General features: G+C 58.1%; 17 protein-coding genes. 5 read left to right on the top strand and 12 right to left on the bottom strand.

Features of this window, described 5'->3' with window-relative positions; genetic code table 11:
- Positions 1–6: 6 nt before the first annotated feature.
- A complete protein-coding gene (locus AC07U5_RS11480) occupies positions 7–1,257 on the bottom strand; it encodes a class I SAM-dependent RNA methyltransferase (protein WP_494723057.1) in 1,251 nt (416 codons plus the stop codon).
- Positions 1,254–2,006, bottom strand: a complete 753-nt coding sequence (locus AC07U5_RS11475) for a TlyA family RNA methyltransferase (RefSeq protein ID WP_494723056.1) — start codon at positions 2,004–2,006, stop codon at positions 1,254–1,256. The genes AC07U5_RS11480 and AC07U5_RS11475 overlap by 4 nt, the downstream gene beginning before the upstream one ends.
- 254 nt (positions 2,007–2,260) lie before the next feature.
- Between AC07U5_RS11475 and AC07U5_RS11470 the strand changes: the two genes are divergently transcribed.
- The 3 genes from AC07U5_RS11470 (at position 2,261) to AC07U5_RS11460 (ending at position 11,161) form a co-directional block, all read left to right on the top strand.
- Positions 2,261–4,294 carry a methyl-accepting chemotaxis protein gene (locus tag AC07U5_RS11470; RefSeq protein WP_494723055.1) on the top strand — a complete coding sequence of 678 codons (2,034 nt, stop codon included), beginning with the start codon at positions 2,261–2,263 and terminating at the stop codon, positions 4,292–4,294.
- A 1,330-nt stretch (positions 4,295–5,624) separates the two neighbouring features.
- Positions 5,625–8,594 carry a beta strand repeat-containing protein gene (locus tag AC07U5_RS11465; protein ID WP_494723054.1) on the top strand — a complete coding sequence of 990 codons (2,970 nt, stop codon included), beginning with the start codon at positions 5,625–5,627 and terminating at the stop codon, positions 8,592–8,594.
- A gap of 524 nt (positions 8,595–9,118) precedes the next feature.
- Positions 9,119–11,161: an O-linked N-acetylglucosamine transferase, SPINDLY family protein gene (locus tag AC07U5_RS11460; protein WP_494723053.1), complete on the top strand. Its 2,043-nt coding sequence runs from the start codon at positions 9,119–9,121 to the stop codon at positions 11,159–11,161.
- A 73-nt stretch (positions 11,162–11,234) separates the two neighbouring features.
- Here the strand turns inward: AC07U5_RS11460 and dxs are convergent, their stop codons facing one another.
- The 7 genes from dxs to AC07U5_RS11425 all read right to left on the bottom strand — a co-directional run bounded on the left by dxs (position 11,235) and on the right by AC07U5_RS11425 (position 17,545).
- On the bottom strand, positions 11,235–13,154 hold the full coding sequence (gene dxs / locus AC07U5_RS11455) for a 1-deoxy-D-xylulose-5-phosphate synthase (RefSeq protein ID WP_494723052.1): 1,920 nt from the start codon (positions 13,152–13,154) through the stop codon (positions 11,235–11,237).
- A 192-nt stretch (positions 13,155–13,346) separates the two neighbouring features.
- The gene (locus tag AC07U5_RS11450; protein ID WP_494723051.1) at positions 13,347–14,270 is read right to left on the bottom strand and encodes a pirin family protein; all 924 of its coding nucleotides are present in this window, start codon (positions 14,268–14,270) and stop codon (positions 13,347–13,349) included.
- A 177-nt stretch (positions 14,271–14,447) separates the two neighbouring features.
- Positions 14,448–14,702 carry an exodeoxyribonuclease VII small subunit gene (locus AC07U5_RS11445; protein ID WP_037171757.1) on the bottom strand — a complete coding sequence of 85 codons (255 nt, stop codon included), beginning with the start codon at positions 14,700–14,702 and terminating at the stop codon, positions 14,448–14,450.
- A 2-nt stretch (positions 14,703–14,704) separates the two neighbouring features.
- Positions 14,705–15,640, bottom strand: a complete 936-nt coding sequence (locus tag AC07U5_RS11440) for a histone deacetylase family protein (protein WP_440598438.1) — start codon at positions 15,638–15,640, stop codon at positions 14,705–14,707.
- 35 nt (positions 15,641–15,675) lie between these two features.
- Entirely contained in the window at positions 15,676–16,239 is a 564-nt protein-coding gene (locus AC07U5_RS11435) for a biotin transporter BioY (RefSeq protein ID WP_113271976.1), read from the bottom strand.
- On the bottom strand, positions 16,236–16,868 hold the full coding sequence (locus tag AC07U5_RS11430) for an energy-coupling factor transporter transmembrane component T family protein (protein ID WP_494723050.1): 633 nt from the start codon (positions 16,866–16,868) through the stop codon (positions 16,236–16,238). Before AC07U5_RS11430 ends, AC07U5_RS11435 begins: the two co-directional genes overlap by 4 nt.
- Positions 16,865–17,545: an energy-coupling factor ABC transporter ATP-binding protein gene (locus tag AC07U5_RS11425; protein ID WP_494723049.1), complete on the bottom strand. Its 681-nt coding sequence runs from the start codon at positions 17,543–17,545 to the stop codon at positions 16,865–16,867. Before AC07U5_RS11425 ends, AC07U5_RS11430 begins: the two co-directional genes overlap by 4 nt.
- Positions 17,546–17,657: 112 nt before the next feature.
- On the opposite strand from AC07U5_RS11425, the gene AC07U5_RS11420 reads away from it, so the two are divergent.
- Positions 17,658–18,914: a winged helix-turn-helix domain-containing protein gene (locus AC07U5_RS11420; protein WP_494723048.1), complete on the top strand. Its 1,257-nt coding sequence runs from the start codon at positions 17,658–17,660 to the stop codon at positions 18,912–18,914.
- Here AC07U5_RS11420 and ribB read toward each other — a convergent pair.
- The 3 genes from ribB to AC07U5_RS11405 form a co-directional block, all read right to left on the bottom strand.
- Positions 18,886–19,986: a 3,4-dihydroxy-2-butanone-4-phosphate synthase gene (ribB, locus tag AC07U5_RS11415; protein ID WP_062425907.1), complete on the bottom strand. Its 1,101-nt coding sequence runs from the start codon at positions 19,984–19,986 to the stop codon at positions 18,886–18,888. The two genes, AC07U5_RS11420 and ribB, sit on opposite strands and share 29 nt — an antisense overlap.
- A 14-nt stretch (positions 19,987–20,000) precedes the next feature.
- Positions 20,001–21,098, bottom strand: a complete 1,098-nt coding sequence (gene aroC / locus AC07U5_RS11410; RefSeq protein ID WP_494723047.1) for a chorismate synthase — start codon at positions 21,096–21,098, stop codon at positions 20,001–20,003.
- A 131-nt stretch (positions 21,099–21,229) separates the two neighbouring features.
- Positions 21,230–23,593, bottom strand: a complete 2,364-nt coding sequence (locus AC07U5_RS11405) for an EAL domain-containing protein (RefSeq protein ID WP_494723046.1) — start codon at positions 23,591–23,593, stop codon at positions 21,230–21,232.
- A gap of 318 nt (positions 23,594–23,911) precedes the next feature.
- On the opposite strand from AC07U5_RS11405, the gene AC07U5_RS11400 reads away from it, so the two are divergent.
- Positions 23,912–24,172: a DUF1344 domain-containing protein gene (locus tag AC07U5_RS11400; RefSeq protein ID WP_062425904.1), complete on the top strand. Its 261-nt coding sequence runs from the start codon at positions 23,912–23,914 to the stop codon at positions 24,170–24,172.
- Positions 24,173–24,193 lie beyond the last annotated feature (21 nt).

The raw sequence follows: 24,193 nt of genomic DNA, 5'->3' as shown, positions 1-24,193 counted from the left end.
AGCGCCTTACTTCTCCAGCGTCGCGACCGCCTCGACATGCGGCGACCATAGGAACTGGTCGATCGGCGTCACGCTTGTGATGCGATAGCCGCCTTCGACCAGGATGGAGAGATCGCGCGCGAAGGACAGCGGATTGCAGCTGACGGCAACGATCTTCTTGACCGTGCTGCGGGCAAGTTCCTTGCATTGCGCTTCCGCACCCGCTCGTGGCGGATCGAAGACGACGGCGTCGTAAAGCTTCAGTTCCTTGGCGATCAGGGGATGACGGAACAGGTCGCGCCGCTCGATGGTGACCGGCTTCAAGCCGGGTGTGTTGCGCGCGGCAAAATCGAGCGACTTCAACGGCTTGTCTTCCGCTTCCACGCCATGCACCTTGCCGACACGCGCCAGTCTCAACGTGAAGGTGCCGGTCCCGCAGAACAGATCGGCGATCCGCTTCGATTTGCCCACATGCGCCACGACGCGCTCGGCCATGGCCTCTTCCGCCACCTTCGTGGCCTGGACGAAGCTGCCGGCGGGAGGGGCGACCTTGACGCTGCCGAATTCGATCACCGGCTTTTGCGGTTCGATCAGAATTTCGCCGGAGAGCGATACACGGGCGATGCCGCGCATGGAAAGAACCGTTTCCGTCAGCGCACGGCGCTGTTTGTCATTGACGGACTTGATGCCGTCCACCGCTATATCGAGCCCTGAAAGCGTCTCCATCACTGTGATGCGGAAAGGCTCCGCGTTGGATGCCAGGGGCAAACCGATCGCACGGATCGCGTCGAGCCTCGACACGATGGCCGGGGCGGCGATGGGACATTCCTCAATCGCAACGATATGGTGACTGTTGGCCTGGCTGAAGCCGAGAAGAAGTCCCTTTTCGGTTTTGCGCGCGGTGAAGACAACGCGACGTCGCTCACCTGGCTGGCAGATCACCAGCGGATCCACCTCCACATCCAGACCCTTCGATCGGAGGGCAGCGACGACGAGATTCCGTTTGAAGTCGTGGTAAGGCTCGTCTTGAACATGCTGCAACGAACAGCCGCCGCACGTGCCGTTCTTGCCATCCGGTCCGAAATGGCGACAGGCAGGCTCGCGCCGATCCGGCGATGTTTCCGTAATCGACATGATGGTGCCCTGGTCCTTAACCCTAGCAATCGCGACCGTTTCTCCTGGAAGCGTAAAAGGCACGTAGACCGTGCCGTCGGGACAGTGCGCGATGCCATCGCCCTGCGCGCCGAGGCTCTGGATATTGACGGTCTGCGTGCTCATGGCTTTCTGCCTCCGAGAAGGAATTCTACATTGCCATCTCCACCTGCAATAGGGGAGGGGATGAGGCCAAGGCTTTCCCAGCCCATGTCTTCGGTGAGCCATCGCTCGAGTTCCGCGGCAACCTGTGGAGCAGTGTCCGGCTCTTTCAACAGGCCTGCCTTGCTGATCGCATCCCGGCCGGCTTCGAACTGCGGCTTGACGAGAAGGACGGCGAACGCGCCGCTCGTCGCCAGATAGAGCGCCGGCGCAAGGGCAAGTTTCAATGAAATGAAGGAGACATCCGAAACGATGAAGCTGATCTCGCGACCGTCTATATCGTCTTGTGTCAAAAACCGCGCATTCAGCCCTTCGATGCTGGTCACGCGCGGATTGTTCTCCACCCGCGGATGGATCTGTCCATGACCCACATCGATTGCGGTCACATGGTCCGCACCGCGCTCCAGTAGCACCTCCGTGAAGCCGCCGGTAGAGGCGCCCACATCCAGGCACTCATGGCCTTTCGGATCCAACGTGAAGTGATCGAGTGCTGCGACGAGCTTTAGGGCGGCGCGCGATACATAATCCTGCGCCGGATCGTCAATCGCGATAACCGCGCTCTCGGCAAAGCAGAGGCTCGGCTTGGTGACGATCTTGCCATTCACGCTGACGGTGCCGCGCGATACGGCATCGCGCGCGCGGGAGCGACTGGCAAACAGTCCCTTGGCGACCAGAAGCTGGTCCAGGCGTTGATTTTCGGATGTTTTGGTCATGGAGAGTGTCAATGACGGCCAATCGGGCGCAGCGCAAGCGGTTTGTGGCCCGCTTCTGAGGAAGACTTCGTTTACCCTATGCAATACTGCCTGCCTTTGTTTTTTTAGAACCATCGTATTTAAGTAAAAATCAACCGCTTTACAGCAATTTGCGAAGCTGAAAATCCCGTCGCTGACATGAAGGTTAGGCCGGAAAATTTCTGGTTCGCGCTCTGATGACTGATGCGCGGTCCCGTGTCGAAAAAGAGTTGTCGATGTCTCTCAAAAATTTGCCTATCAATATCAAGCTGATCATGACCTTCGTCGCCTTGATGGGTGTGTGCCTCGTGGCCTCGGCAGTTGTTTTTCTTCAGACGCTGGACGCACAGCGCCTGTCCGAAACGCAAACCCGCACGGCGCAACTCATGCAGACGGTGGACGAAGCGAAGGCAGCCATGCTGGAGCAGGTCGTCAATCAGCGCGGCTTTCTTCTGTTCCGTAGCGACAGCACATACAAGGATGTGTTTGCCCAGCGCGACGTGATGCTCGCGAAATTGAAGGAGGCACGCGGATACGCGGCCGACCAACCCGAGATTCTGAAATCCATCGATGAGATGGAAGCGACCGCCACCGTCTTTTACAAGCAACTGGCAGAGCCGCAGATGGCAGCCCGCAAGACGACGGAAGCACCGGTTTCTGAAATCATCGAGATCGGCCGCAACCAGGCCAAGGGCCAGGTCGATGGCTTCCGCGCTGCAGCCGAAAAGATCAAGGAACAGCTCAACGCGCTGACCAAGTCGGAGATCGCGGCTCAGCAGAGCGCCCAGGCCAACCTGCAATATGCACTGCTCGGCGGTGGCGCTGGGGCGGCCCTCGTTTCAGTGCTGCTGATCTGGGCGCTATCACGCGCCATCGTCACGCCCATCGTCGGCATGACGGATGCCATGGGCCGTCTGGCCAATGGCGATAACAATGTCGATGTTCCCGCCCTGGATCGCGGTGACGAAGTCGGGAAAATGGCAAAGGCTGTTCTGGTCTTCAAGGATGCCGCTATCGAAAAGCAGCGCCTAGCGGGTGAAACCGACCGCATGCGCTCCGCGACAGAAGCCGATCGTCTGCGCAACGAGGCTGAAAAAGAGCGGACCGAAGCGGAACAGGTTTTTGCTCGAGAGGAACTTGCCAAGGGTCTCCAGGCACTGGCCGACGGTGATCTCGACTATCGTATCGAAAAGCCATTCACACCGTTTATCGAGCCGCTTCGTTTGAACTTCAACACGTCGCTCGACAGCCTGCAGCAGACGTTGCGCAAGGTCGGTGAAAATGCTGCCGCGATCCATGCCGGTGCCGCTGAAATGCTGTCTGCAGCCGACGACCTGTCGCGCCGCACCGAACAGCAGGCTGCTTCCGTCGAAGAAACCGCTGCGGCGCTGGAAGAAGTGACCACGACGGTTCGCGACAGCGCCAAGGGTGCCGAGGAGGCAGGTGCTCTCGTGCAGCGCGCCCGTTCCGGTGCCGAACAATCCGGTGCAGTCGTGCGCCGCGCCGTGGCCGCCATGCAGGAAATCGAAAAATCATCCGGCGAAATCACCAACATCATCGGCGTCATCGACGACATCGCCTTTCAGACAAACCTGCTCGCACTGAATGCGGGTGTGGAAGCGGCGCGTGCGGGCGAAGCTGGCAAGGGCTTTGCCGTCGTCGCCCAGGAAGTGCGTGAATTGGCCCAGCGCTCCGCCAATGCGGCGAAGGAAATCAAGTCGCTGATCAGCAACTCCAGCAAGCATGTCGAAAATGGCGTTGGACTTGTTGGCGAAACTGGCAAGGCGCTGCAGATGATTGTCGCCGAGGTGGAAGAGATCAACACCCATGTGAGCGCGATCGTCACTGCCTCGCGCGAACAGTCGACCGGCCTGCAGGAAATCAACACCGCCGTCAACACGATGGATCAGGGGACACAGCAAAACGCAGCCATGGTCGAACAGCAGACGGCCGCAAGCCACTCGCTCGCCCGCGAGGCCGAAGCGCTCACAAGCCTGATCGGCCAGTTCAATCTGGGCGCAGGTGCGACCACACGCGTTGCGTCCTTTACATCAAGTCCGGCTCCGACTGCGCCACGCGCAACGCCTGCGGCTGCAGCAAAGCCCGTCTATTCGACGAAGCCAAGCTTTACACCGGCCGCAGTCAAGACAACGGCCCGCCCGGTCGCATCCCCCGCGCGCGCACTTGGTAACACGCTTGCAAAAGCATTCGGGGCGCCAGCTGAGACACCTGTCTTGAAGGCAAGCGAACAGAACTGGGAAGAGTTTTAAGAATAGGGCGCGCCGCTTCTAAGTCATGAGTGGCGCTCTGTCTTCTTTGATCGATGCATCGTGCTTTTCGAAAATCGGAATCGATTTTCGGGGCGATGCTGTAGGCTCCCTTGGATGTGAGGGCGGGTGGTTCTTGCACCCGAAACCGGCTGTCCACATCTCTTATTGCGGGGCGGACACGGTTCCGCCCCCTCACTTGTCGCAAGGCTTAATGGTACAAGTCCGTCTAAGCCCTGCTGAAATGACCGATCAAGGTCTCAAAGAACAGTTTCCCCAAAAGCCGTCTTCCATGCTGCTCAAGACGATACTATCCGCAGTCTCTGCGGCATGTCTTTCCAAGCCTCTCCTGTTTGCGTCTTTGTGACGGAGCAAGGGTGCCTCCGCCTCTTAGGCAAATAGCGTCCGAGCCTTCAGACGTCGTCTTGCACTTGGCAGTGCTTGCACGTCGGAGAATTGCGCACTCGGTGACAGCGAATGGTCGCTGCGCGTGTCCGTACTCTCTTGCCGAGTGAAGAGTATCATCATTGCCGTGGCGCAATTGCTCTATGGAGCCGATGCGCGAACAATTACTAGACCGCCAGGTAAAAACGATACTCTCCACGACGCTCGAAACGCGGGCTGCATGATGCTTTCACGCCGAAAACGCAGAGTAGCGCTATAAAGATGGCCCGTAATTTGCGCTTTGTCACATGGTTAAACTTGCAACTTGCCGCGCTGGCGGGACCTATTCATTCGCTATCTTCGAGGAAGAAGAAAAAAATGACCAGTTTCTGTCACTATTCACTATCCCATTCAGCCAAGACGTCGGCGCTGCCCTGATCAAAAACATCAGATTAAAAATTGCCTTTCTTTTCTTGTGACGCGAATATTACTGGATTTTTGCGCTTCTTGATCTGAAATATAGTGGGTGAAAGCGACCAATACTTTTTAGATAAAGCGCATAATCTATGTTTTTAACCTGTAGTTGATTCGAATCTTCAAAAAATTTGGTACATTATATCCCTCTAATTTCTCTAAAAAATACATGAAATTGAAGAATAAGTGTCCACGATGGCACGGAGCGTTAACCCGGTTTTAAAGATTTGCCTGCTACGAAATATCTATAGTCAGTTATTCAAGCGGCAATATTTATTCGCGGCATTCGCAATAGCTAGCGTGGAAAATCCGAGCTTCTCCAGCTCGAATTGCATGATGCGGTTCCTACGCAGGTTCACATGAGCCATGTTCTCAACAATTTCGCTTTATTTGCGCGTGTCGGATTGCTGTCGGTGGGGACAGTGTCAGGCGGCAGATAGGCGCGACCAGTCGCCATTCGGTAAGGGACACGTTCATGACCTCCATTATCTCATCCTTGTCTGCTACGCAGATCTCAAAGCTTTCCACATCGACGATCGCGAGCTTGACCTCGGAAGACGTGAATGCGCTCGACGCCACCAAGATCAAGGCGCTGAGCTCCGCTCAAGTCGGATCGCTCACGACTGCCAATGTTGCCCTTCTCAGCTCCGATGACGTCCGCGCCATTTCTGCGCCCGCCGTCAAGGGGCTTACGCTGAGCCAGCTAGGAGCGCTGAGCACCGCCCAAGTCACTGGCTTTAGCGCAGCCCAGGTTGTTGCACTTAACACAAGTCAGATCGAAGGATTGTCGACCAGCCAGATCCAGGCGCTGAACGCCACCCAGATCGCGAGCATGAGCTCGGCTCAGGTCGCGACACTCAACAGCGCAGAATTGGCTCTCTTCAGCACCGATGAGATCGCGGCCATCAGCACTCAGGCTATTGCAGGACTTTCTGCAGCGGCTCTGACCAACCTCGGCACAGCAAGCGCCGCTGCACTGACCAAGGCGCAGGTGGCAGTCCTGTCTTCGACGCAGCTGAACGCTCTGTCGTCCGGTGCTCTTGCGACCTTCTCTTCCGACGAGATCAAGGCAATCAACGCTAAGGCACTGTCCGGTCTTGATGCCACCAAGCTCAGCACCGGCAACGTCGCGGCTCTCACCAAGGCTCAGGTTGGATCGCTTTCCACAACACAGTTCGCAGCTCTGTCCACCGATCAGATCCAGGCGCTGACCTCCGATCAGATTGCTGGCCTCAGCTCGGCACAGGTCGCGACGCTCAACAGCGCGGAACTGGCTCTTTTCACCACCGGTGAGATTTCTTCCATCGGCACTCAGGGGCTTGCTGGCCTCTCCACTACAGCTCTGACCAACCTCAGCACAGGAAGTGCTGCGGCACTGACCAAGGCGCAGGTCGCAGTCCTGTCTTCGACGCAGCTGAACGCTCTGTCGTCCGGCGCTCTCGCCACTTTCTCTTCCGATGAGATCAAGGCAATCAGCGCTAATGGGCTTTCCGGTCTTGATGTCACCAAGCTCAGCACCGGCAACGTCGCGGCGCTGACGAAAGCCCAGGTTGGATCGCTTTCCACCACACAGTTTGCAGCTCTGTCCACCGACCAGGTCCAGGCGCTGACGTCCGATCAGATTGCAGGTCTCACCTCGGGCCAGGTCGCGACGCTCAACAGTGCGGAACTGGGTCTTTTCACCACCGGTGAGATCGCTTCCATCAGCACTCAGGCACTGTCCGGCCTCACTGCTGCGGCTCTGACAAACTTCAGCAGCACAAACGCAGCAGCGCTAACCAAGGCGCAGGTTGCAACACTCTCCTCGACGCAGCTGAACGCTCTGTCGTCTGACGCTCTCGCGACCTTCTCCTCCGATGAAATCAAGGCAATCAGCGCTAAAGCATTGTCCGGCCTCGATGCCACCAAGCTGAGCACCGGCAACGTTGCTGCTCTGACCAAAGCTCAGGTTGGATCGCTCTCCACAACACAATTCGCTGCTCTGTCGACCAACCAGATCCAGGCGCTAACCTCCGATCAGATTACTGGTCTAAGCTCAGGTCAGGTCGCCACGCTCAACAGCGCAGAGTTGGCCCTCTTCACCACCGGTGAGATCGCAGCGCTTACCACGCAAGCACTTTCCGGCCTTTCTTCGGCGGCTCTAGACAATCTCACAACTGCAAGCGCCGCAGCGTTGGCCAAGGCGCAGGTGGCAGTCCTGTCTTCGACGCAGCTGAACGCTCTGTCGTCCGGTGCCCTCGCTACCTTCTCTTCCGATGAGGTCAAGGCAATCAGCGCCAAGGGACTTTCCGGTCTTGATGTCACAAAGCTGAGCACCGGCAACGTCGCGGCGCTGACGAAAGCCCAGGTTGGATCGCTTTCCACCACGCAGTTTGCAGCTCTGTCCACCGATCAAATCCAGGCGCTGACCTCCGATCAGATTGCGGGTCTCAGCTCTGCACAGGTCGGGACACTGAACAGCGCGGAACTGGCTCTTTTCAGCACCGGTGAGATCGCTTCCATCGGCACTCAGGGGCTTGCTGGCCTCTCCGCTGCAGCTCTGACCAATCTTAGCACAGGAAGTGCTGCGGCACTGACCAAGGCGCAGGTCGCAGTCCTGTCTTCGACGCAGCTGAACGCTCTGTCGTCCGGCGCTCTCGCCACTTTCTCTTCCGATGAGATCAAGGCAATCAGCGCTAAGGGGCTTTCCGGTCTTGATGTCACCAAGCTCAGCACCGGCAACGTCGCGGCTCTCACCAAGGCTCAGGTTGGATCGCTTTCCACCACGCAGTTTGCAGCTCTATCGACTGATCAGATCCAAGCATTGACGTCTGATCAGATTGCAGGTCTTACCTCGGGGCAGGTCGCCACGCTCAACAGTGCAGAACTGGGTCTTTTCACAACCGGTGAGATCGCTTCCATCAGCACTCAGGCACTCTCTGGCCTCACCGCCGCAGCTCTGACAAACTTTAGCAGCACGAATGCAGCGGCACTGATAAAGGCGCAGATCGCAGTAATGTCTTCGACGCAGCTGAACGCCCTGACGTCCGATGCTCTCAACACGTTCTCCAGTGATGAGGTCAAGGCAATTACTGCTAACGCACTCGCCGGTATCTCTGCCAGCAAGTTGACCACGGGCAACATCGCAAACCTGAGCGCGACACAGGCAGCAGCCCTGACCACGACGCAGTTCGCAGCGATGTCGACCGACCAGATCCAGGCGCTGACCTCCACGCAGGTTGCTGGCCTCACCGCCGCTCAGGTTGGTACGCTGAATAGCACGGAGCTCGGCCTGTTCACCACGGGTGAGATCACCGCACTCAGTGCCAAGGCTGTTTCCGGTCTGTCCACGGCAGCCATCTCTGGCTTGAGCACGTCGACGGCTCGTGGCATCACGGCACAGCAACTGCAGGCAATGAGCGACGCTCAGGTCGAAGCAGTCATCAAGGCCTATAACGGGGTCTAAGACCTGGCACTTGTCCCAAATCGAGATCAATCTTTGATATCTCGAAACCAGGACGTGACGATATGGGGCGTCGGCAAGTGCAGATGACGCCCTGACCCAATAGCTTACGACGCGGCCAAGAGCCGCGTCGTCGATCTCCAGCTCAGAATGAACATATGCTACGAGCCGCCGCCGTGACGTCGGCATTTTGCGATTCTGCAGCAGGCAGAGGAGCTCTCGGACGACCTGCTTTACAAGGCAAGAGATGTTCGTCCGTCGCGTGCAGACCAACCCCGCGACGTCAGTACGTCCGTATCAGTTCCCAATCACCACGATCTTCACAGCCGACAATACCGACCGCACGTGTAAGAATATCTCCGTCGCTGCGATGGGGGACAAACACCAAGTAACCGTGCCACTAGAAGCATTGGTCGCAAGCAACCCAAGCAACACAGGCGGTAAAAATACATCCAGCCACAGGCAAGTTATCTAGAGTAGCTGAAGATCAGCTATTCCTAGCCCTTTCCGCTCTGTCGCAGGATGCCATGACCGTCAGTCCCGTCACATCTTCGAACGATCTCGTCGCCCCGTCCGCTCTTGATCTGGCACGGCATCAACGTTTGAGCCTGCTCGATTTGATGAGCATAGCGGAAGCCCTGAATGCGGCCGGCCAGCAGGCTGCGGCGGCAGAGCTCTATAAGACCTGGGTCGCCTTCAACGACGGTAATCCTGTCATTCACATGGCCTATTTCAATTACGCGGTCACGCTGAACAAACTCGGCGATCGTGCAGGTGCCGTTCAGGCTTTCCGCGCGTCCATCAAGGCCGATCCGGACTTTGCTCCAGCCTACATCAATCTCGGGCGTGTGCTGGAGGATGCAGGGATGATCGGCCACGCGGTAGAGCAGTGGTCGCGCTACGCTCAGGCAGCAAAAAACGTCGATGCTGAAGCGGTTGGCAATCGGCATATGGCCTTGCAGAACATTGGTCGTGTTCTGGAAGGCACAGACAGGCTGGACGAGGCGGAAAGCACATTGCGTCAAGCATTTGAGCTTCGGCCGGACGCGCTCGAATCAGGGCAGCACTGGATATCCTTGCGTCAGCGCCAGTGTAAATGGCCCGTCCTCGAGCCCTCGACATACGTGCCCGCCCGCAAGATGCTCGACGCCATGTCCTCGCTGACACTCAGCTGTTATGCCGACGATCCGATGTTCCAGCTCGCGAAGGCCTATCGGTACAGCAAGACATTGGTCGGCCGCCCCGACCTCACGCGCTTCCCGCGCAGAAAACCGAAACAAAAATCCGGCACCGGTCAGCGGTTGCGCATCGGTTACCTGTCGTCTGATCTGCGCGATCATGCCGTTGGCTTCGCGCTCTGCGAGGTTCTGGAACTGCACGACAAGGGCAGCGTCGAAGTCTTTGCCTATTACTGCGGTCAAATCCGTACCACCGACAGCACACAAGCGCGGATGAAGGCTGTGGTTGACACGTGGCGGGATATTCAAGATCTTGACGATGCAGGGGCAGCGTCGCTGATCATTTCCGACGAGATTGACATTCTGATCGACGTCAATGGCTACACCAAAGACGCGCGCGCGAAGATCTTTTCCTACCGCCCTGCGCCAGTCATCGTCAGTTTCTGCGGCTATCCCGGATCGATGGGAAGCCCATTCCACCAGTATTTGATTTCCGACGGTTACATGATCCCACCGGAGAACGAGATATACTATTCGGAAAAGGTGCTTCGCATCGCCTGCGACCAGCCGCTCGACCGTAAACGTCCCATCGCCGCGCGGCCAAGCCGTGCTGACGTCGGCTTGCCGGAGGACGCCTTTGTCTATGCGAGCTTCAACGGAATGCAGAAGATCACGGAGACCTGCTTTGCGCGTTGGATGACGATCCTGTCCGAGACGCCCGGCAGCCTGCTGTGGCTTCTGGCGGGGGATGAGACGGCCAACCAGCGTCTGCGCGAGCTTGCTGAACAAAGAGGGATCTCGGCTGATCGGCTCATCTTTGCCCCCAAGGTTCCGAACCCGCATCATATCGCTCGCATCGGCGTGGCAGATCTCTTTCTCGACACGTTCCCTTACGGTGCGCATTCCACGGCTTCCGACGCGATCACATCCGGTCTTCCGGTCCTCACCATGCCGGGCAAAACCTTTGCTGCGCGTTTCTGCGCTAGCATCGTTAAAGCAGCCGGCGTGCCGGAAATGATTTGTTCTTCCCCGGAGGATTATGTCGCGCGCGCTGTAGCCTTCGAGCGAGACCGCAAGAGCCTTTTGGCAGTTCGAGAGTCGATCGCGCGACAGCGCGACACATGTGTCCTGCGCGACATCCCCGCCTTGGCGCGGCGTCTTGAGGAGCTCTTCTGGCAGATGCAGGGCGAGTGCGAGCGCGGCGAGACGCCGGTTCCAGATCTCACCAATCTCGATCTCTACTACGAAGTGGGTGCGGAAGCCGTGCTCGAGAATATCGAGTTCGAGGATGAGCAGAGCTATCGTAACCGCTACCTCAAGAAGCTCGCCCAACTCCACGACTACGCGCCTATCCCCTATGATCGCCGTCTGTGGCAGAAGCCAGGGAACTGAGCTCGATCAGCCAACCAGACAAACAAAAGCCGCAGGATCGCTCCCGCGGCTTTTCCATTTTCGAAGCAGAAGCTTATCCTGCGACACCGACGCCGACCTGTTTCTGGCCGAGAGCCTGAAAAACAGTCTTGATGATGCCGGCACGGTCGAGGCCAGCTTCCGCATACATGGTTTCAGGCTTTGCCTGTTCGACCCACTGGTCGGGCAGGGTCAGCGTGCGAACCTTGATGCCAGTATCCAGAAGACCGGATCCTGCCATGAACTGGAGCACCTGCGCGCCGAAGCCACCGGAAGAACCTTCTTCGATGGTCACGAGAACCTCATGGTGGCTCGTCAGCTGGCGGATGAGGTCGAGATCGAGCGGTTTGGCAAAGCGTGCATCGGCCACGGTGGTGGAAAGCCCTGCCGCATCCAGATCTTCGGCGGCCGCCAGGCATTCGGCGAGACGCGTGCCGAAGGAGAGCAGCGCGATCTTCGAGCCTTCCTTGACGACGCGGCCTTTGCCGATTTCGAGGATTTCGCCACGGGCCGGCATGTCGATGCCCACACCTTCTCCGCGCGGATAGCGGAAGGAGATTGGGCCCTCGTCATAGGCGGCGGCGGTGCGCACCATGTGCTTCAACTCCGCTTCGTCGGAAGCAGCCATGACCACCATGCCGGGGAGGGTGGCAAGGAACGTGGTATCGAAAGAACCCGCATGGGTTGGGCCATCGGCACCTACGAAGCCGGCGCGATCAATCGGAAAGCGTACCGGCAGACCCTGCAACGCCACGTCATGCACCAACTGGTCGTAACCGCGTTGCAGGAAGGTGGAGTAGAGCGCGCAGAAAGGCTTGTAGCCTTCCGCGGCAAGTCCTGCGGCAAAGGTTACGGCATGTTGCTCGGCAATGCCGACATCGAAGGTGCGCTTTGGGAACAGCTCTGCGAGCTTATCGAGCCCTGTGCCGCTTGGCATGGCAGCTGTCACGCCGACGATCTTGTCGTCGAGCTTTGCTTCCTGCACCAGCGCTTCGGCGAAGACGCTGGTATAGCTTGGCGCGTTCGGCTTTGCTTTGGCCTGCGTGCCGGTGATGACATCGAACTTGTTGACGCCATGATACTTGTCGGCAGCAGCTTCAGCCGGGGCATAGCCCTTGCCCTTCTGCGTCACGACATGGATCAGCACTGGACCCTTCTGGTTGTCGCGGACATTGCGCAGCACAGGCAGAAGATGGTCGAAGGAATGGCCGTCGATCGGACCGATATGGTAGAAACCCAGCTCCTCGAAGAGCGTACCGCCCGTCACGTAGCCGCGCGCATGGGTCACGGCGCGGGTGATGGCGCGATCGATGGTCTTGCCGAGATAGGCCGTCAGCTTCTTGCCGAAGTCGCGGAAGCCCATATAGGTGCGGCCGGATGCAAGGCGCGCCAGATACGCACTCATGGCCCCCGTCGGCGGCGCGATCGACATGTCGTTGTCGTTGAGGATCACGATCAGCCGTGCATCCAGCGCGCCGGCATTGTTGAGGGCTTCGAAAGCCATGCCGGCTGACATGGAGCCATCGCCGATAATCGCAATCACCTTGCGGTCGCTGCCGTCAAGTTCTGCCGCAACCGCCATGCCAAGGCCGGCAGAAATCGAGGTGGAGGAATGGCCAGCGCCAAAATCGTCATACTCGCTTTCGGCACGGCGGGTGAAGCCGGAAAGGCCGCCTTCCTGGCGCAGCGTGCGAATGCGATCGCGACGGCCGGTCAGGATCTTGTGCGGATAACACTGATGGCCGACGTCGAAGATCAAGCGGTCGTCCGGGGTGTTGAATACCTTGTGAATGGCGATCGTCAGTTCCACGACACCAAGGCCAGCACCAAGATGGCCACCAGTCTTGGAGACCGCATCGATCATCTCGTCGCGCAATTCCCTCGCCAGTTGCGGCAGGTCGCGGTCCTCGACTGCTTTCAGATCGGATGGGAATTTCACCCGGTCAAGCAATGGTGTGTCTGGCATTCCGGTCAATCGTTCGGCCTTCGTGTTTTCTTTAAAACGCACCCTCAAAATGGGGAGGGCGCAGCCTTCGGCAAGCATGTTCCCGTTCTACAGCATCGGCCCAAAAATCGAAATCGATTTTCGGAAAAGCAAGATGCGTAGGTTCAAAAGATTAGAGCATCCTTTGTGCGTCAGAAAGAACACACGGCGCTCTAACGGATTTCAACCTTTGGGCAAAGGCACAAACTCCTCTTCGTCCCCCGGGACGATGTCGAAACGCCCTGTTCTCCACTCTTCCTTGGCCTGCTCTATGCGTTCTTTTGATGACGAAACGAAATTCCACCAGATATAACGCCGTGAATTCAACGCGGCACCTCCGAAGAGCATGATGTGACAACCATCGACGCCACCCTTCAGCGTGATGTCGTCGCCGGCGCGAAAAGCCAGCAACTGATCCGCGGCAAACACATCGCCGGCAACCTCAAGAGAACCAGAGAGAATATAGATTGCCCGTTCCTCGTGATCGGCAGGGAATGGGAATTTTGCGCCAGGCGTAAGCAAAAGATCGGCGTAGAGCGTGTCGGTGAATGTTTTCACCGGCGAGCGAAGGCCCGCAAAATCCCCAATGACAACACGTCCGGTTGCACCAGCAATGTCGATCAGCGGCATGGCCTCGCGTTCGGTGTGAGAGAAGTCAGGAGCGATCTCCTCCTTGTCGTCCGGCAGCGCGAGCCACGTCTGCAAACCCGACATGGACAGGGGATGCCCGCGCAGGTTTTCCGGTGTGCGCTCCGAATGCACGATGCCGCGACCGGCCGTCATCAGGTTGATATCGCCTGGTCGAACGACGACTTCCGTCCCCAGACTATCGCGATGCTTGATTTCGCCATCAAAGAGATACGTGACGGTAGAAAGCCCGATATGCGGATGCGGCTTGACGTCGAGTGCTTCTCCAGCCTTCAGGATCGCCGGTCCCATCCTGTCGAAGAAGATGAAGGGGCCTACCAAACGGCGGTCGCGCGTCGGCAAGGCGCGCCGCACGGAAAAGCCGCCAATGTCGCTTGCGCGGGGAACGATCAGGTTCTCGATGGCATCACACGCGAAGGCATCGCCGGCGGCGGGATCATTGCCTGGGAAAAACGACATGGATTGCTCCTCCACGGTGATCGATCCGCAGACTAACACGATTTGGTACCGTGTGTGAGTGTTGTCTGATAAATGCTGCGTGTGGTGGTGTGTGTTTACCCGCTATCGTCAACAGCCGTCAGTCGGCCTTAAAAGCGTATGGCGAAGGTTTTCAGCGAGGTCCTCAAACCGTGGGCATCATTCGCCGTCCAGCGGCTCGACGCCCTGGGGTTTGCCCGCACGATCCAGACGGATCTTTTCGATGCGCTTTTCGGCGGTTGTCAGAAGTGCTTCGCAGTGCTTTTTCAGGGCTTCGCCGCGCTCGTAAATGGCAATGGATTCGTCCAGGGCGACATCGCCGCGTTCCAGGCGGGCAACAATGCTTTCCAGCTCGGCGACGGCCTTTTCGAAAGAATAACCGCTGACATCGGCTGTGTTGGCATTTTCCGTCATCTTCAACCCTTCATCATTCTCAAGACATGCATGGCTGCCGATTCCGCCAGCCCTTCCAGATCATAACCGCCTTCCAGCAGACTGACGACCCGGTTGCCGGCATATTTATCCGCCATCTCCAGAATTCGCCCCGTTGCCCAATCGAAATCCTCGCCCACCAGATTGATCTGGGCGAGTGGATCGCGGTGATGGGCATCGAAACCGGCGGAGATAATAATGAGGTCAGGCGAGAAATCGGCAATGGCAGGCAGAACCCTGGATTTGAACGCCTCGCGGAAATGGTCGCTTCCCGTGTTGGGCGAGAGCGGCGCATTGACCACGTTGTTCTTCACGCCGGTTTCGTTTTTGTCGCCGCTCCAGGGATAAAGCGGCATCTGGTGGGTGGAACAGAAGAGCACCGACGCGTCGTTCCAGAAGATATCCTGCGTGCCGTTGCCGTGGTGAACGTCCCAATCCACGATGGCCACGCGCTCCGCACCATGAACCTTTTGCGCGTGACGGGCCGCAATCGCCGCGTTGTTGAAAAGACAAAAGCCCATCGCCTTTTCGGTTTCCGCGTGGTGGCCGGGTGGGCGGCTCGCAACGAAGACATTGTCAGCCTCGCCCTTGAACACGTCATCCACGGCGGCCATTGCGGCACCAATCCCGGTCAGCGCCGCTTGCAGGCTTTTCGGCGAGGCATAGGTATCCGCCTCGATGCGGTTAATCTCACCTTCCTCTTCCGGAATTTGGCGCATCACGGAGAGAAGATGGCTTTCCGGATGGGCGAGAAGCACCGCATCTTCGTTGGCCTGCGGGGCTTGCTTCCGAACCAGTCGCTCGAAATTCGGATGTTCAAGCGCGATGTTCAGCGAGCGCAGCCGGTCCGGTCGCTCGGGATGCCCCTCCGGGGTAATGTGTTCCAGGAAGATCGGATGCTCGTAAAGCCGTGTGGCCATTGGTCGCTTACTCCTGAAACGCGTGAAGGTTTGGATTATGTCCGCTGCGGCAGCAACGGATAGCCAGCCATGACCGCGCGCCCGGCAAGGGCTGCCAAGACGGCCTTGATCAGGTCACCCGGAATGAAGGCCATGGAGCCGATGAACGCTTTGCTGAAACCGATACCGGTTGCGAAAGCGAGATAAGTGATGCCGAAGGCATAAAGAACGACGACGCCACCAGCGACACTGGCGAGGAAAAAGCCAATGCCTTGCGTTAGTGCGGGCTGGCCCGCTTTGACGAAGCGCTCGGAAAGGGTGCCGGTCACGAAAGCGGCGGCGATCCAACCAATCAGATAGCCCGTGGTCGGGGTGGTGAAGATCGAAAGGCCACCTCTGCCGCCGGACAGCACCGGAAGGCCGATCGCCGCAATCAGGATTGTCAGCAGCACGGCAAGCGTGCCTCGCTTTGCGCCAAGGACGACGCCGGCCAGCATGACGCCCAGCGACTGGGCCGTGATGGGAACCGGAATGATGCCGAGTGTAATGGGCGGCAACAGGCCAAGCGCAATGATGATGGCTGAAAACAGCGATATCAAAACCAGGTCACGGGTGGTCATTGGGCGTCTCCCTTTTGTCTGAGTGAGGTTTGACCTCTGAAGCCGCGCGCGTCAATGGCATCCGCAATCGCGTCGGCATCCTTCAACGTCATTATGATGAGTGGGACGAGTATGCTTTTGAGCTTCACACGGCTGCCGCGTGCGCGGTGTGCATCGCTTAACGTGTGATATCGGCTGACGATCTCGGGGACGAAGCGAACCACAAGGCCAACCGCGAGGCCCACATCGGCTGCCTTTGCCAGGCCGAGCTTCTCAAGTGGGCGAAGGGCATGTGTGATCTCGTCCATGAATTGCGAGATGCTCACACTTGCGGTTACGGCGGTCGCCAGCAATGTCAGAGCGCTCAACCTCAAAAGCGTGACGGCGGCATCCATCGCAGGGATCAGCAGAAAGCTGAACGTGGCGATGATCGCGATCGTCAGAAAGACCGGGCGAAGGCGGGAGAGCGTTTCGCGCAACCCCAGTTGCGCCTGCCAGAGAATGAAGCCTGCCAGAATGACCGCTATGCAAAGGATCAACGGATCACGCGTGAGGAACAGGCCAGCGCTGAAGGCTGCGAGCGTCAACAGCTTCACGCGGGGCGAAAGCCTGTAGAGCCAGCCCGTTCCCTCGGCGTAAAGGCTTCTCATGAGAGCGCGATCTCCCGGTACCGGGCAATCACCTCTTCCGGTTCGCCATCCAGAACAAGCGTAGCCTGATGAAAGAGCAGAACGCGGTCGAACGTCTCAAGCAGGGGCAGGTCATGGGTAATAACAAGCACATCCTGCTCCAGGTCGAGGATGGTCCGCTCCACCACCGCGCGGTTCTTCAGATCAAGCTGGTTCGTCGGCTCGTCCAGGATCAGGATGTTTGGGCCGGTGATGGACAGCGCCGCAAGCGCCGCAAGCTGCAACTCGCCACCCGATAATTCATGGGCACGGCGATCTGAAAGATGGGCGATGCCGAAGCGTTGCAAGGTTGCCGCCACAGCCGCATCGACAGCGATTTTGCCGACGCCGCGGTTCTTCAGCCCGAAGGCAATATCGTCGCGGATGATCGGCAGGATGATCTGGTTTTGCGGGTTCTGGAAGACAAAGCCCACCTGTTTCAAGACAGCATCGGCATCCTTGATCGTATCAAGCCCATTGACGATGACCCTGCCGGTGCTGGGCTTGGTAAGGCCGTTGATCAATCGGGCGAAGGTGGTCTTGCCCGAGCCATTCAGGCCGATCACGCCAATGCGTCGCTCCGATAGCGAAAGATCGAGTGGCGCAAGCGCTGTTCGCCCCTCGAAGGTCACACCTGCATTCTGGAACTGAATGTCCACGCCGTTTCCCTTATCGTCCGTTGCGCTTCTATAAACATAAAGACGCCCCGGCGAAATCAAGAACAAAAAAAGAACATTGATTTCGTGGCGGGAGACTCCTAGAGTTCAGGGCATGGCGATTCTGGTTTCCAACGAAGCAGCACGGCGTATTTTCCTGGCGAGACAGGGGCTTTCGGCACCACCGAACAGGGCGCTGTCGAAGGATGGATTGCTCCAACTTATTACGACGCTGGGCTTCGTGCAGGTGGATAGCATCGCCACGGTAGAGCGAGCCCATCACCAGATCATCTTCTCCAGAAACCAGACCTACAAGCGGGAGCATCTGACCGCGCTCCTGGAAAAAGACCGAACGCTTTTCGAGCACTGGACGCATGACGCGTCGATCGTTCCGACAGCCTTTTATCCCTATTGGAAACACCGATTCCGTCGCCGCGAGCCGATCATGCAGGAGCGCTGGCGCAAATGGCACGGGGAGGGGTTCGATTCCGCCTTCGAGGAAACCTACCGGCACATTGCCGAAAACGGTGCCGTCATGTCGCGCGACATGAAGGCAGAGGATCATCAATCCGGTGGCTGGTGGAACTGGCATCCGTCCAAGACGGCGCTTGAATATATGTGGCACACTGGCAGGCTTTCGATTGCCCGCCGTGTGAACTTTCAGAAGGTCTACGATCTCTCAGAACGCGTCATTCTGAAGGAGCATTACGATCGGGACGTCAGTCATGAAGGGTTCATCGATTGGGCCTGCCGTGAGGCGCTATCCCGTCTGGGCTTTGCGACATCGGGAGAGATTTCCGCTTTCTTCGATCTGGTAACGCCGAATGAGGCGAAGGGCTGGGTGATGTCTCACCGGGACGAATTGGTCGAGGTTTCGCTGATCTCTGCCAATGGCGCGAAGGAGCGCGCGTCCTATGCCTTTTCGAGTTTCGCAGACGAGATGGAGGCGGAGGCGTCACTCGAGCCGCCGCAGCGGGTCCGGGTTCTCAGCCCCTTCGATCCGCTGTTGCGCAACCGCGCCCGTACCGAACGCCTTTTCGGCTTCTTCTATCGTATCGAAGTCTTCGTGCCGGAGCCGAAGCGCCAATATGGCTACTATGTCTTCCCGCTTCTCGAAGGCGATCGCATGATCGGACGCATCGACATGAAGGCCGAGCGCAAGAACGGTTCGCTCGACGTCAGACGGCTCTGGCTCGAAAAGGGCGTGCGACCGTCATCCGGTCGGTTGGAAAAGCTGGATGCCGAGTTGAATCGGCTGGCAAAATTCACCGGCGTGGAGAGTGTTCGGTATCTCGATGGCTGGCTGGCAGGCCCGGACGATACCGCGCCTGCCGGTTTTGCAATTAGCAAAGCTCCGTCGAAGCAATCTTGATGCCGAAACCTTCCAGGCCGACATAGTGGCGTTCGCGCGTGGTCAAGAGCTTGATGGAGCTGATGCCGAGGTCTTTCAGGATCTGCGCGCCAAGCCCGATTTCCAGCCATTCTTCTTCGCGAGAACGGGCCTGTTCGTGCGATTCGTCCGCATCACGCGACTTGCGCCGACCCTCGACCTTGCCAACTCCGACCGAGCCCTCGCGAAGGTAAACGATGACGCCGCGGCCTTCTTCGGCAATCTTCTGCATGTAATGGCGCACCGGCTGCTTGCTGCCGAAAATATCGTCGGCCACATTCTCCGGATGCAGGCGGACCGGAATATCGACGCCATCGCGAATATCGCCGAAGATCACCGCCATATGCTGCATCGGATCCCAGGGCAGAGAATAGGTCTGCGCCTTGGCCGGACCGAAAGGCGTGTCGATGGTGACCTGACTTTCCATCTCCACCAACGTTTCCTTGCGCTGGCGATAGGCGATCAGGTCGGCAACCGAGACCTGCTTGAGACCGTGGGTTTCGGCAAAGCTCGAAACCTGCGGACCGCGCATGACGCTGCCATCGTCATTGACGAGTTCGCAGATGACGCCGATTGGCGGCAGTCCGGCAAGCTTGCAGAGATCGACAGCTGCTTCCGTGTGACCGGAGCGCATCAGCACCCCGCCTTCGCGTGACACCAGCGGGAAGATGTGGCCGGGACGGGTGAAGTCCGCGGGGCCGACATTGGGGTTGGCAAGATTGCGCACCGTCAGGGTGCGATCATCCGCCGAAATGCCTGTCGTGGTCCCGTGCTTGAAATCGACCGAGACCGTAAAGGCAGTCGTATGGGCGCTGTCGTTTTCGGAAACCATGGCGTTGAGGTTTAGCCTCTTGGCTTCCTCGCGCGGCATGGGGGCGCAGACGATGCCGGAGGTGTGGCGTACGATGAAGGCCATCTTTTCACCGGTGCAATGCACCGCGGCAACGATGAGATCGCCTTCGTTCTCGCGCCCGTCATCATCCATGACCACAACGATCTCGCCTGCCTCGAAGGCGCGGATCGCTTCAACGACGCGTTTCTGATCGTATGCCATGCTGTTTCTCCTGTTTATTTCAGTCTGCCGGTCTGGCCGCGGTCGCGCAGGTAATGGTCGGCCACAGTGCAGGCAACCATCGCTTCCCCGATCGGAACGGCGCGAATGCCGACGCAGGGATCGTGACGGCCCTTGGTGCGGACATCGACATTATTGCCATCGGCATCGATGGACTGGCGTTCGGTGAGGATCGAAGAGGTGGGCTTGATGGCAAAGCGTGCAACGATCGGCTGACCTGTCGCAATGCCGCCCAGAATGCCGCCCGCGTGGTTCGACAGGAAGAACGGCTGGCCGTCATTGCCCATGCGCATCTCGTCGGCATTTTCCTCGCCGCTGAGTTCCGCAGACGCAAAACCTTCGCCGATCTCGACACCCTTGACGGCGTTGATCGACATCAGATTGGAGGCGATATCCTGATCGAGCTTGGCATAGATCGGCGCACCGATGCCTGCCGGAACGCCCTCGGCAACCACTTCCACCACAGCACCGATGGAAGAGCCCGCTTTGCGGATTGTATCGAGATAGTCTTCCCAGATCGGCACCATGTCAGGGTCCGGGCAGAAGAACGGGTTCTCGTTAACCTGTGCCCAATCCCAGTTGTCGCGGTTGATCTTGTGCTTGCCGATTTGCACGAGTGCTGCACGAACGGTCATTCCAGGCACCACTTTGCGGGCAAGGGCGCCGGCCGCGACACGTGCCGCGGTCTCGCGCGCAGAGGAGCGCCCGCCGCCGCGATAGTCGCGAATGCCGTATTTGAGATCATAGGTGAAATCTGCGTGGCCTGGACGGTAGCGCTTGGCGATCTCGCCGTAATCCTTGGAACGCTGGTCGGTGTTTTCGATCAGCATGGAAACCGGCGTGCCGGTGGTGATCATGGTCTGGCCATCCTCATCCAGCATCACGCCGGAAAGGACCTTGACGATGTCATCTTCGCGTCTTTGCGTGACGAAGCGGCTCTGGCCAGGCTTGCGCTTGTCCATCCAGGCTTGCACTTCGGCTAGCGTGAAGCGAATGCCGGGAGGGCAGCCATCCACCACGCAGCCCAGCGCCGGACCGTGGCTTTCGCCCCAGGTTGAAACGCGGAAGAGGTGACCGAACGTGTTATGCGACATGACAATAAAACCAGACCAGGCAGCGTTTCCTATAGAGAGACGCGAAATTTACAAAAATGCGCGGTCATCTCCTTAGTGGAAAATACCTGGAAGGCAAAAGCCTTTCTTTGATCGGAATAGGGCCGCCTGCATCAGGACACGCGACGCAGTTCCTGTTGCATGGCATAGGCTGAAAATTCTTGAGCCGGTAGAGGTGCGGCGAAGGCATAGCCTTGCAGGATATCGCAACCCATGTCTTTCAGCATAGCGGCATGTTCCATCGTTTCCACGCCTTCAGCCACGGTCTCGACACCAAGCGAGCGGGCAATGTCTATGATGGAGCGGACCAGCGCCCGTTCCTGCGGCGAACCGAGGATTGGCATGACGAGCTGACGGTCGATCTTGAGGCGCTTCGGCTTGAGGCGCAACAGGCTGATGAGCGAGGTATGTCCGGTGCCGAAATCATCGATCTCGATGTCGATGCCGAGCTCTTTGACCTGGTCGAGATTTTGAACCACCTGCTCGTCGCTATCGTCGAGAAAGATGGATTCGACCAGTTCGAAGACGACTTCGCCAGGCATGATGTAAAGCTGGTGGAGGCTTTCGAGCAACTGCGCGTCGTGCAGGCGACGGATTGAAACGTTGACAGACACGCGCGGGATTTCCAGCCCCTTCAGGCTCCATAGCCGTCTGTCTTGAAGGGCGCTCTGCAACGTCAGACGGTCGAGCGCCTGAACGACATCCAGCTCTTCTGCGATACCCAGGAACTTGTCCGGCGTCAGCAGTCCGCGTGTCGGGTGACGCCAGCGGACCAGCGCTTCCATGCCGGCGATCTCGCCGGTTTTGGCGCAGAGTTGCGGTTGGTACCAGGTTTCGAATTCACCCTTTTCCAACCCCGCCAGGATCTCATCGGCGGTGCGCTTGTGATTGACGATCTCGGCTTGAAGATTTTGCGTGAAGAACTCGTAGCGGTTCCGGCCCATGGCTTTGGCACGGTAGAGTGCAAGGTCGGCGTTGATGAGGATCTTGCGCGCATCATTGTCCTGGGCGTCGCCAAAGGCGATGCCGATCGAGACGCCGCATCGGCAAGTAAACCCCTGAAAATCGAAGGGATGCTGGAAAGCCGCGATGATATTCGACGCTATGGACGTGACGATGTACTTGTCCGTCACCTGGGAGACGAGGATGACGAACTCGTCCCCGCCAATACGGGCGATGACGCCGGCATCGCCGACATTGAGGCGAAGGAGTTCTGCTGCCCTGGCAAGTGTTGCGTCGCCTGCAGCGTGCCCCAGCGTGTCATTGATCTGTTTGAAGCGGTCGAGATCGAGGTGGAGGATGGCAAAACGTGCCCGGCCAGCCGCGACAGGTGAAGACGTCAGATAGTCCAACTCCAGATCCAGCTTTCGCCGGTTTGCGAGCCCGGTCAGTGGATCGTGCAGCGCGTTGTGTTCGATGTGTGACTTCGCCTCGATCAGCTCCGCATTGCGTGCTTCGGCCTCTTCCTTTGCGGCCTTCAGCTCGTCGGCAAGGCGCACATCTGCGGTGATGTCGAAAGCAATACCGATGACCTTGCGAAGTCCATCCCGGTCAATATGGATGCTGCCCACGGAGCGAACGTAGCGCACCTCTTCGTCTTGAAGCAGCACGCGCTGAATGCTGGAGAAGGGTTCGTTGTTGGCCGCGCATCGATCGGCGTCCGCAGACGCCTTATCCCGGTCATCTGGATGAAGACAGTTCAGCCACGTCGCTCGATCCGTATAGCCGGTTGTATAGTCCAGCCCATAGAGCTGGTGCATACGGCGGTCCCAATAGGAATGGTCGGTCGAGAGATTGGCTTCCCATATGCCGCAATTGTAGGATTGGAGCGCGAAGTCGAGCCGCCGCGACAGTTCCATGAGATCGTGTTCACGGGAAGACAGTTCCTGAAGCGCAAGCTCGAGTTCGGCGTTCTTCACGTGACTACTATAAACTGAGTTCTTTAGTGTCTCCGCCACCTGCATGTCCGAGGTCACATCCCAGATGATCCCGCTCGTGTGACGCGCGCCATCCGCTGTGCTGTAGTTTGAGCCTGCCGCTCGCAGATAGCGTAGTTCGCCAGAGCGCAATTGGACGCGGTAGACTTCGGAGTGGGTCTCCTCTCCCTGAGTGCAGTGGGTCAGAAAGTCCGTGATCTTTATTCGGTCTTCCGGAACGACCGCTTCCAGCCATCGTGATAGAGAAAATTCGTTCTCCGTCGTTGGATAACCATGCAGTCCCGCGGCCCGCCCATCAAGGTAGCATGCGTCGTCACCATTCAGTTCCCAAAGGCCAATATTGGACGAATCCATCGCGAGCTTGAAGCGTTGGGAGAGTTCGAGAAGCTTGCTCTCGCGAATGTGAATCATTGTCAGATTGTGGTTTCGCTCGGCAACCAGAAGCAGAATGATCGTCAGAGGCAACGCAATCCAGAAGGATGCCGAGTCGATAAAGTAGATCAGCGCAAGCGATACTCCCGCTGAAGCTCCGAACAGCATCTTTTTCCGTGTGCTCTTCTCGCGGACACTACGCGAAAATGTCGATGCTGATGCCACGTCGGAGAGTCCTCAGTCCATGCCTGGAAAACAATTCTTGCCTACAACTCTAAAAGATAATCTAAAACAAATAGTATAGCAGACTGCGCGCGCCGGTTTTCCCGGCGCCAGATACAAAAAAAGTCTAAGCGCTTGATATTGGTTAAAATCCATTCACCAATTATACCGAAATTGACATTGTTACGGGCAAATTCCGCCACATTCGGGAGAGAAATCTTGTCGCATGCAAAACTCGTAAGGAGCCTGAAGGAGGCTAGAACCATGCGCTTGATGATTGCCGCACTTTTAGCCACTGCAAATCTGTTTGCCCCTCTGAACAGCTTTGCTCAGAGCGTCGATGTCGAGTCGACCATCAGCAAGGTCGACGTGAAGGGCCTGAACATCACACTTGCCGACGGCAAGAATTACAAAGTGCCGGAAGAGTTTAATTTTGAAGGCCTGCAGCCCGGCGTGAAGGTCCTGGTGTTCTACACCGAAGTCGACGGCAAGCGCGTCGTGGACGATCTCGAGGTCGTGCAGTAAGCTTGTGCCGCGTTCAGGCCG

The sequence above is a fragment of the Agrobacterium sp. GW821-FHT02D03 genome (genome assembly GCF_059421725.1).
The sequence above is the reverse complement of the archived record's forward strand: the minus strand, read 5'-3'. Positions and strand labels throughout refer to the sequence as shown.

What these genes read in the sequence shown, in the direction of transcription:
- AC07U5_RS11480 (WP_494723057.1), bottom strand. Translation starts at nt 1,257, where the DNA reads ATGAGCACGCAGACCGTCAATATCCAGAGCCTCGGCGCGCAGGGCGAT.
- AC07U5_RS11475 (WP_494723056.1), bottom strand. Translation starts at nt 2,006, where the DNA reads ATGACCAAAACATCCGAAAATCAACGCCTGGACCAGCTTCTGGTCGCC.
- AC07U5_RS11470 (WP_494723055.1), top strand. Translation starts at nt 2,261, where the DNA reads ATGTCTCTCAAAAATTTGCCTATCAATATCAAGCTGATCATGACCTTC.
- AC07U5_RS11465 (WP_494723054.1), top strand. Translation starts at nt 5,625, where the DNA reads ATGACCTCCATTATCTCATCCTTGTCTGCTACGCAGATCTCAAAGCTT.
- AC07U5_RS11460 (WP_494723053.1), top strand. Translation starts at nt 9,119, where the DNA reads ATGACCGTCAGTCCCGTCACATCTTCGAACGATCTCGTCGCCCCGTCC.
- AC07U5_RS11450 (WP_494723051.1), bottom strand. Translation starts at nt 14,270, where the DNA reads ATGTCGTTTTTCCCAGGCAATGATCCCGCCGCCGGCGATGCCTTCGCG.
- AC07U5_RS11445 (WP_037171757.1), bottom strand. Translation starts at nt 14,702, where the DNA reads ATGACGGAAAATGCCAACACAGCCGATGTCAGCGGTTATTCTTTCGAA.
- AC07U5_RS11440 (WP_440598438.1), bottom strand. Translation starts at nt 15,640, where the DNA reads ATGGCCACACGGCTTTACGAGCATCCGATCTTCCTGGAACACATTACC.
- AC07U5_RS11435 (WP_113271976.1), bottom strand. Translation starts at nt 16,239, where the DNA reads ATGACCACCCGTGACCTGGTTTTGATATCGCTGTTTTCAGCCATCATC.
- AC07U5_RS11430 (WP_494723050.1), bottom strand. Translation starts at nt 16,868, where the DNA reads ATGAGAAGCCTTTACGCCGAGGGAACGGGCTGGCTCTACAGGCTTTCG.
- AC07U5_RS11420 (WP_494723048.1), top strand. Translation starts at nt 17,658, where the DNA reads ATGGCGATTCTGGTTTCCAACGAAGCAGCACGGCGTATTTTCCTGGCG.
- ribB (WP_062425907.1), bottom strand. Translation starts at nt 19,986, where the DNA reads ATGGCATACGATCAGAAACGCGTCGTTGAAGCGATCCGCGCCTTCGAG.
- aroC (WP_494723047.1), bottom strand. Translation starts at nt 21,098, where the DNA reads ATGTCGCATAACACGTTCGGTCACCTCTTCCGCGTTTCAACCTGGGGC.
- AC07U5_RS11405 (WP_494723046.1), bottom strand. Translation starts at nt 23,593, where the DNA reads ATGCTGTTCGGAGCTTCAGCGGGAGTATCGCTTGCGCTGATCTACTTT.
- AC07U5_RS11400 (WP_062425904.1), top strand. Translation starts at nt 23,912, where the DNA reads ATGCGCTTGATGATTGCCGCACTTTTAGCCACTGCAAATCTGTTTGCC.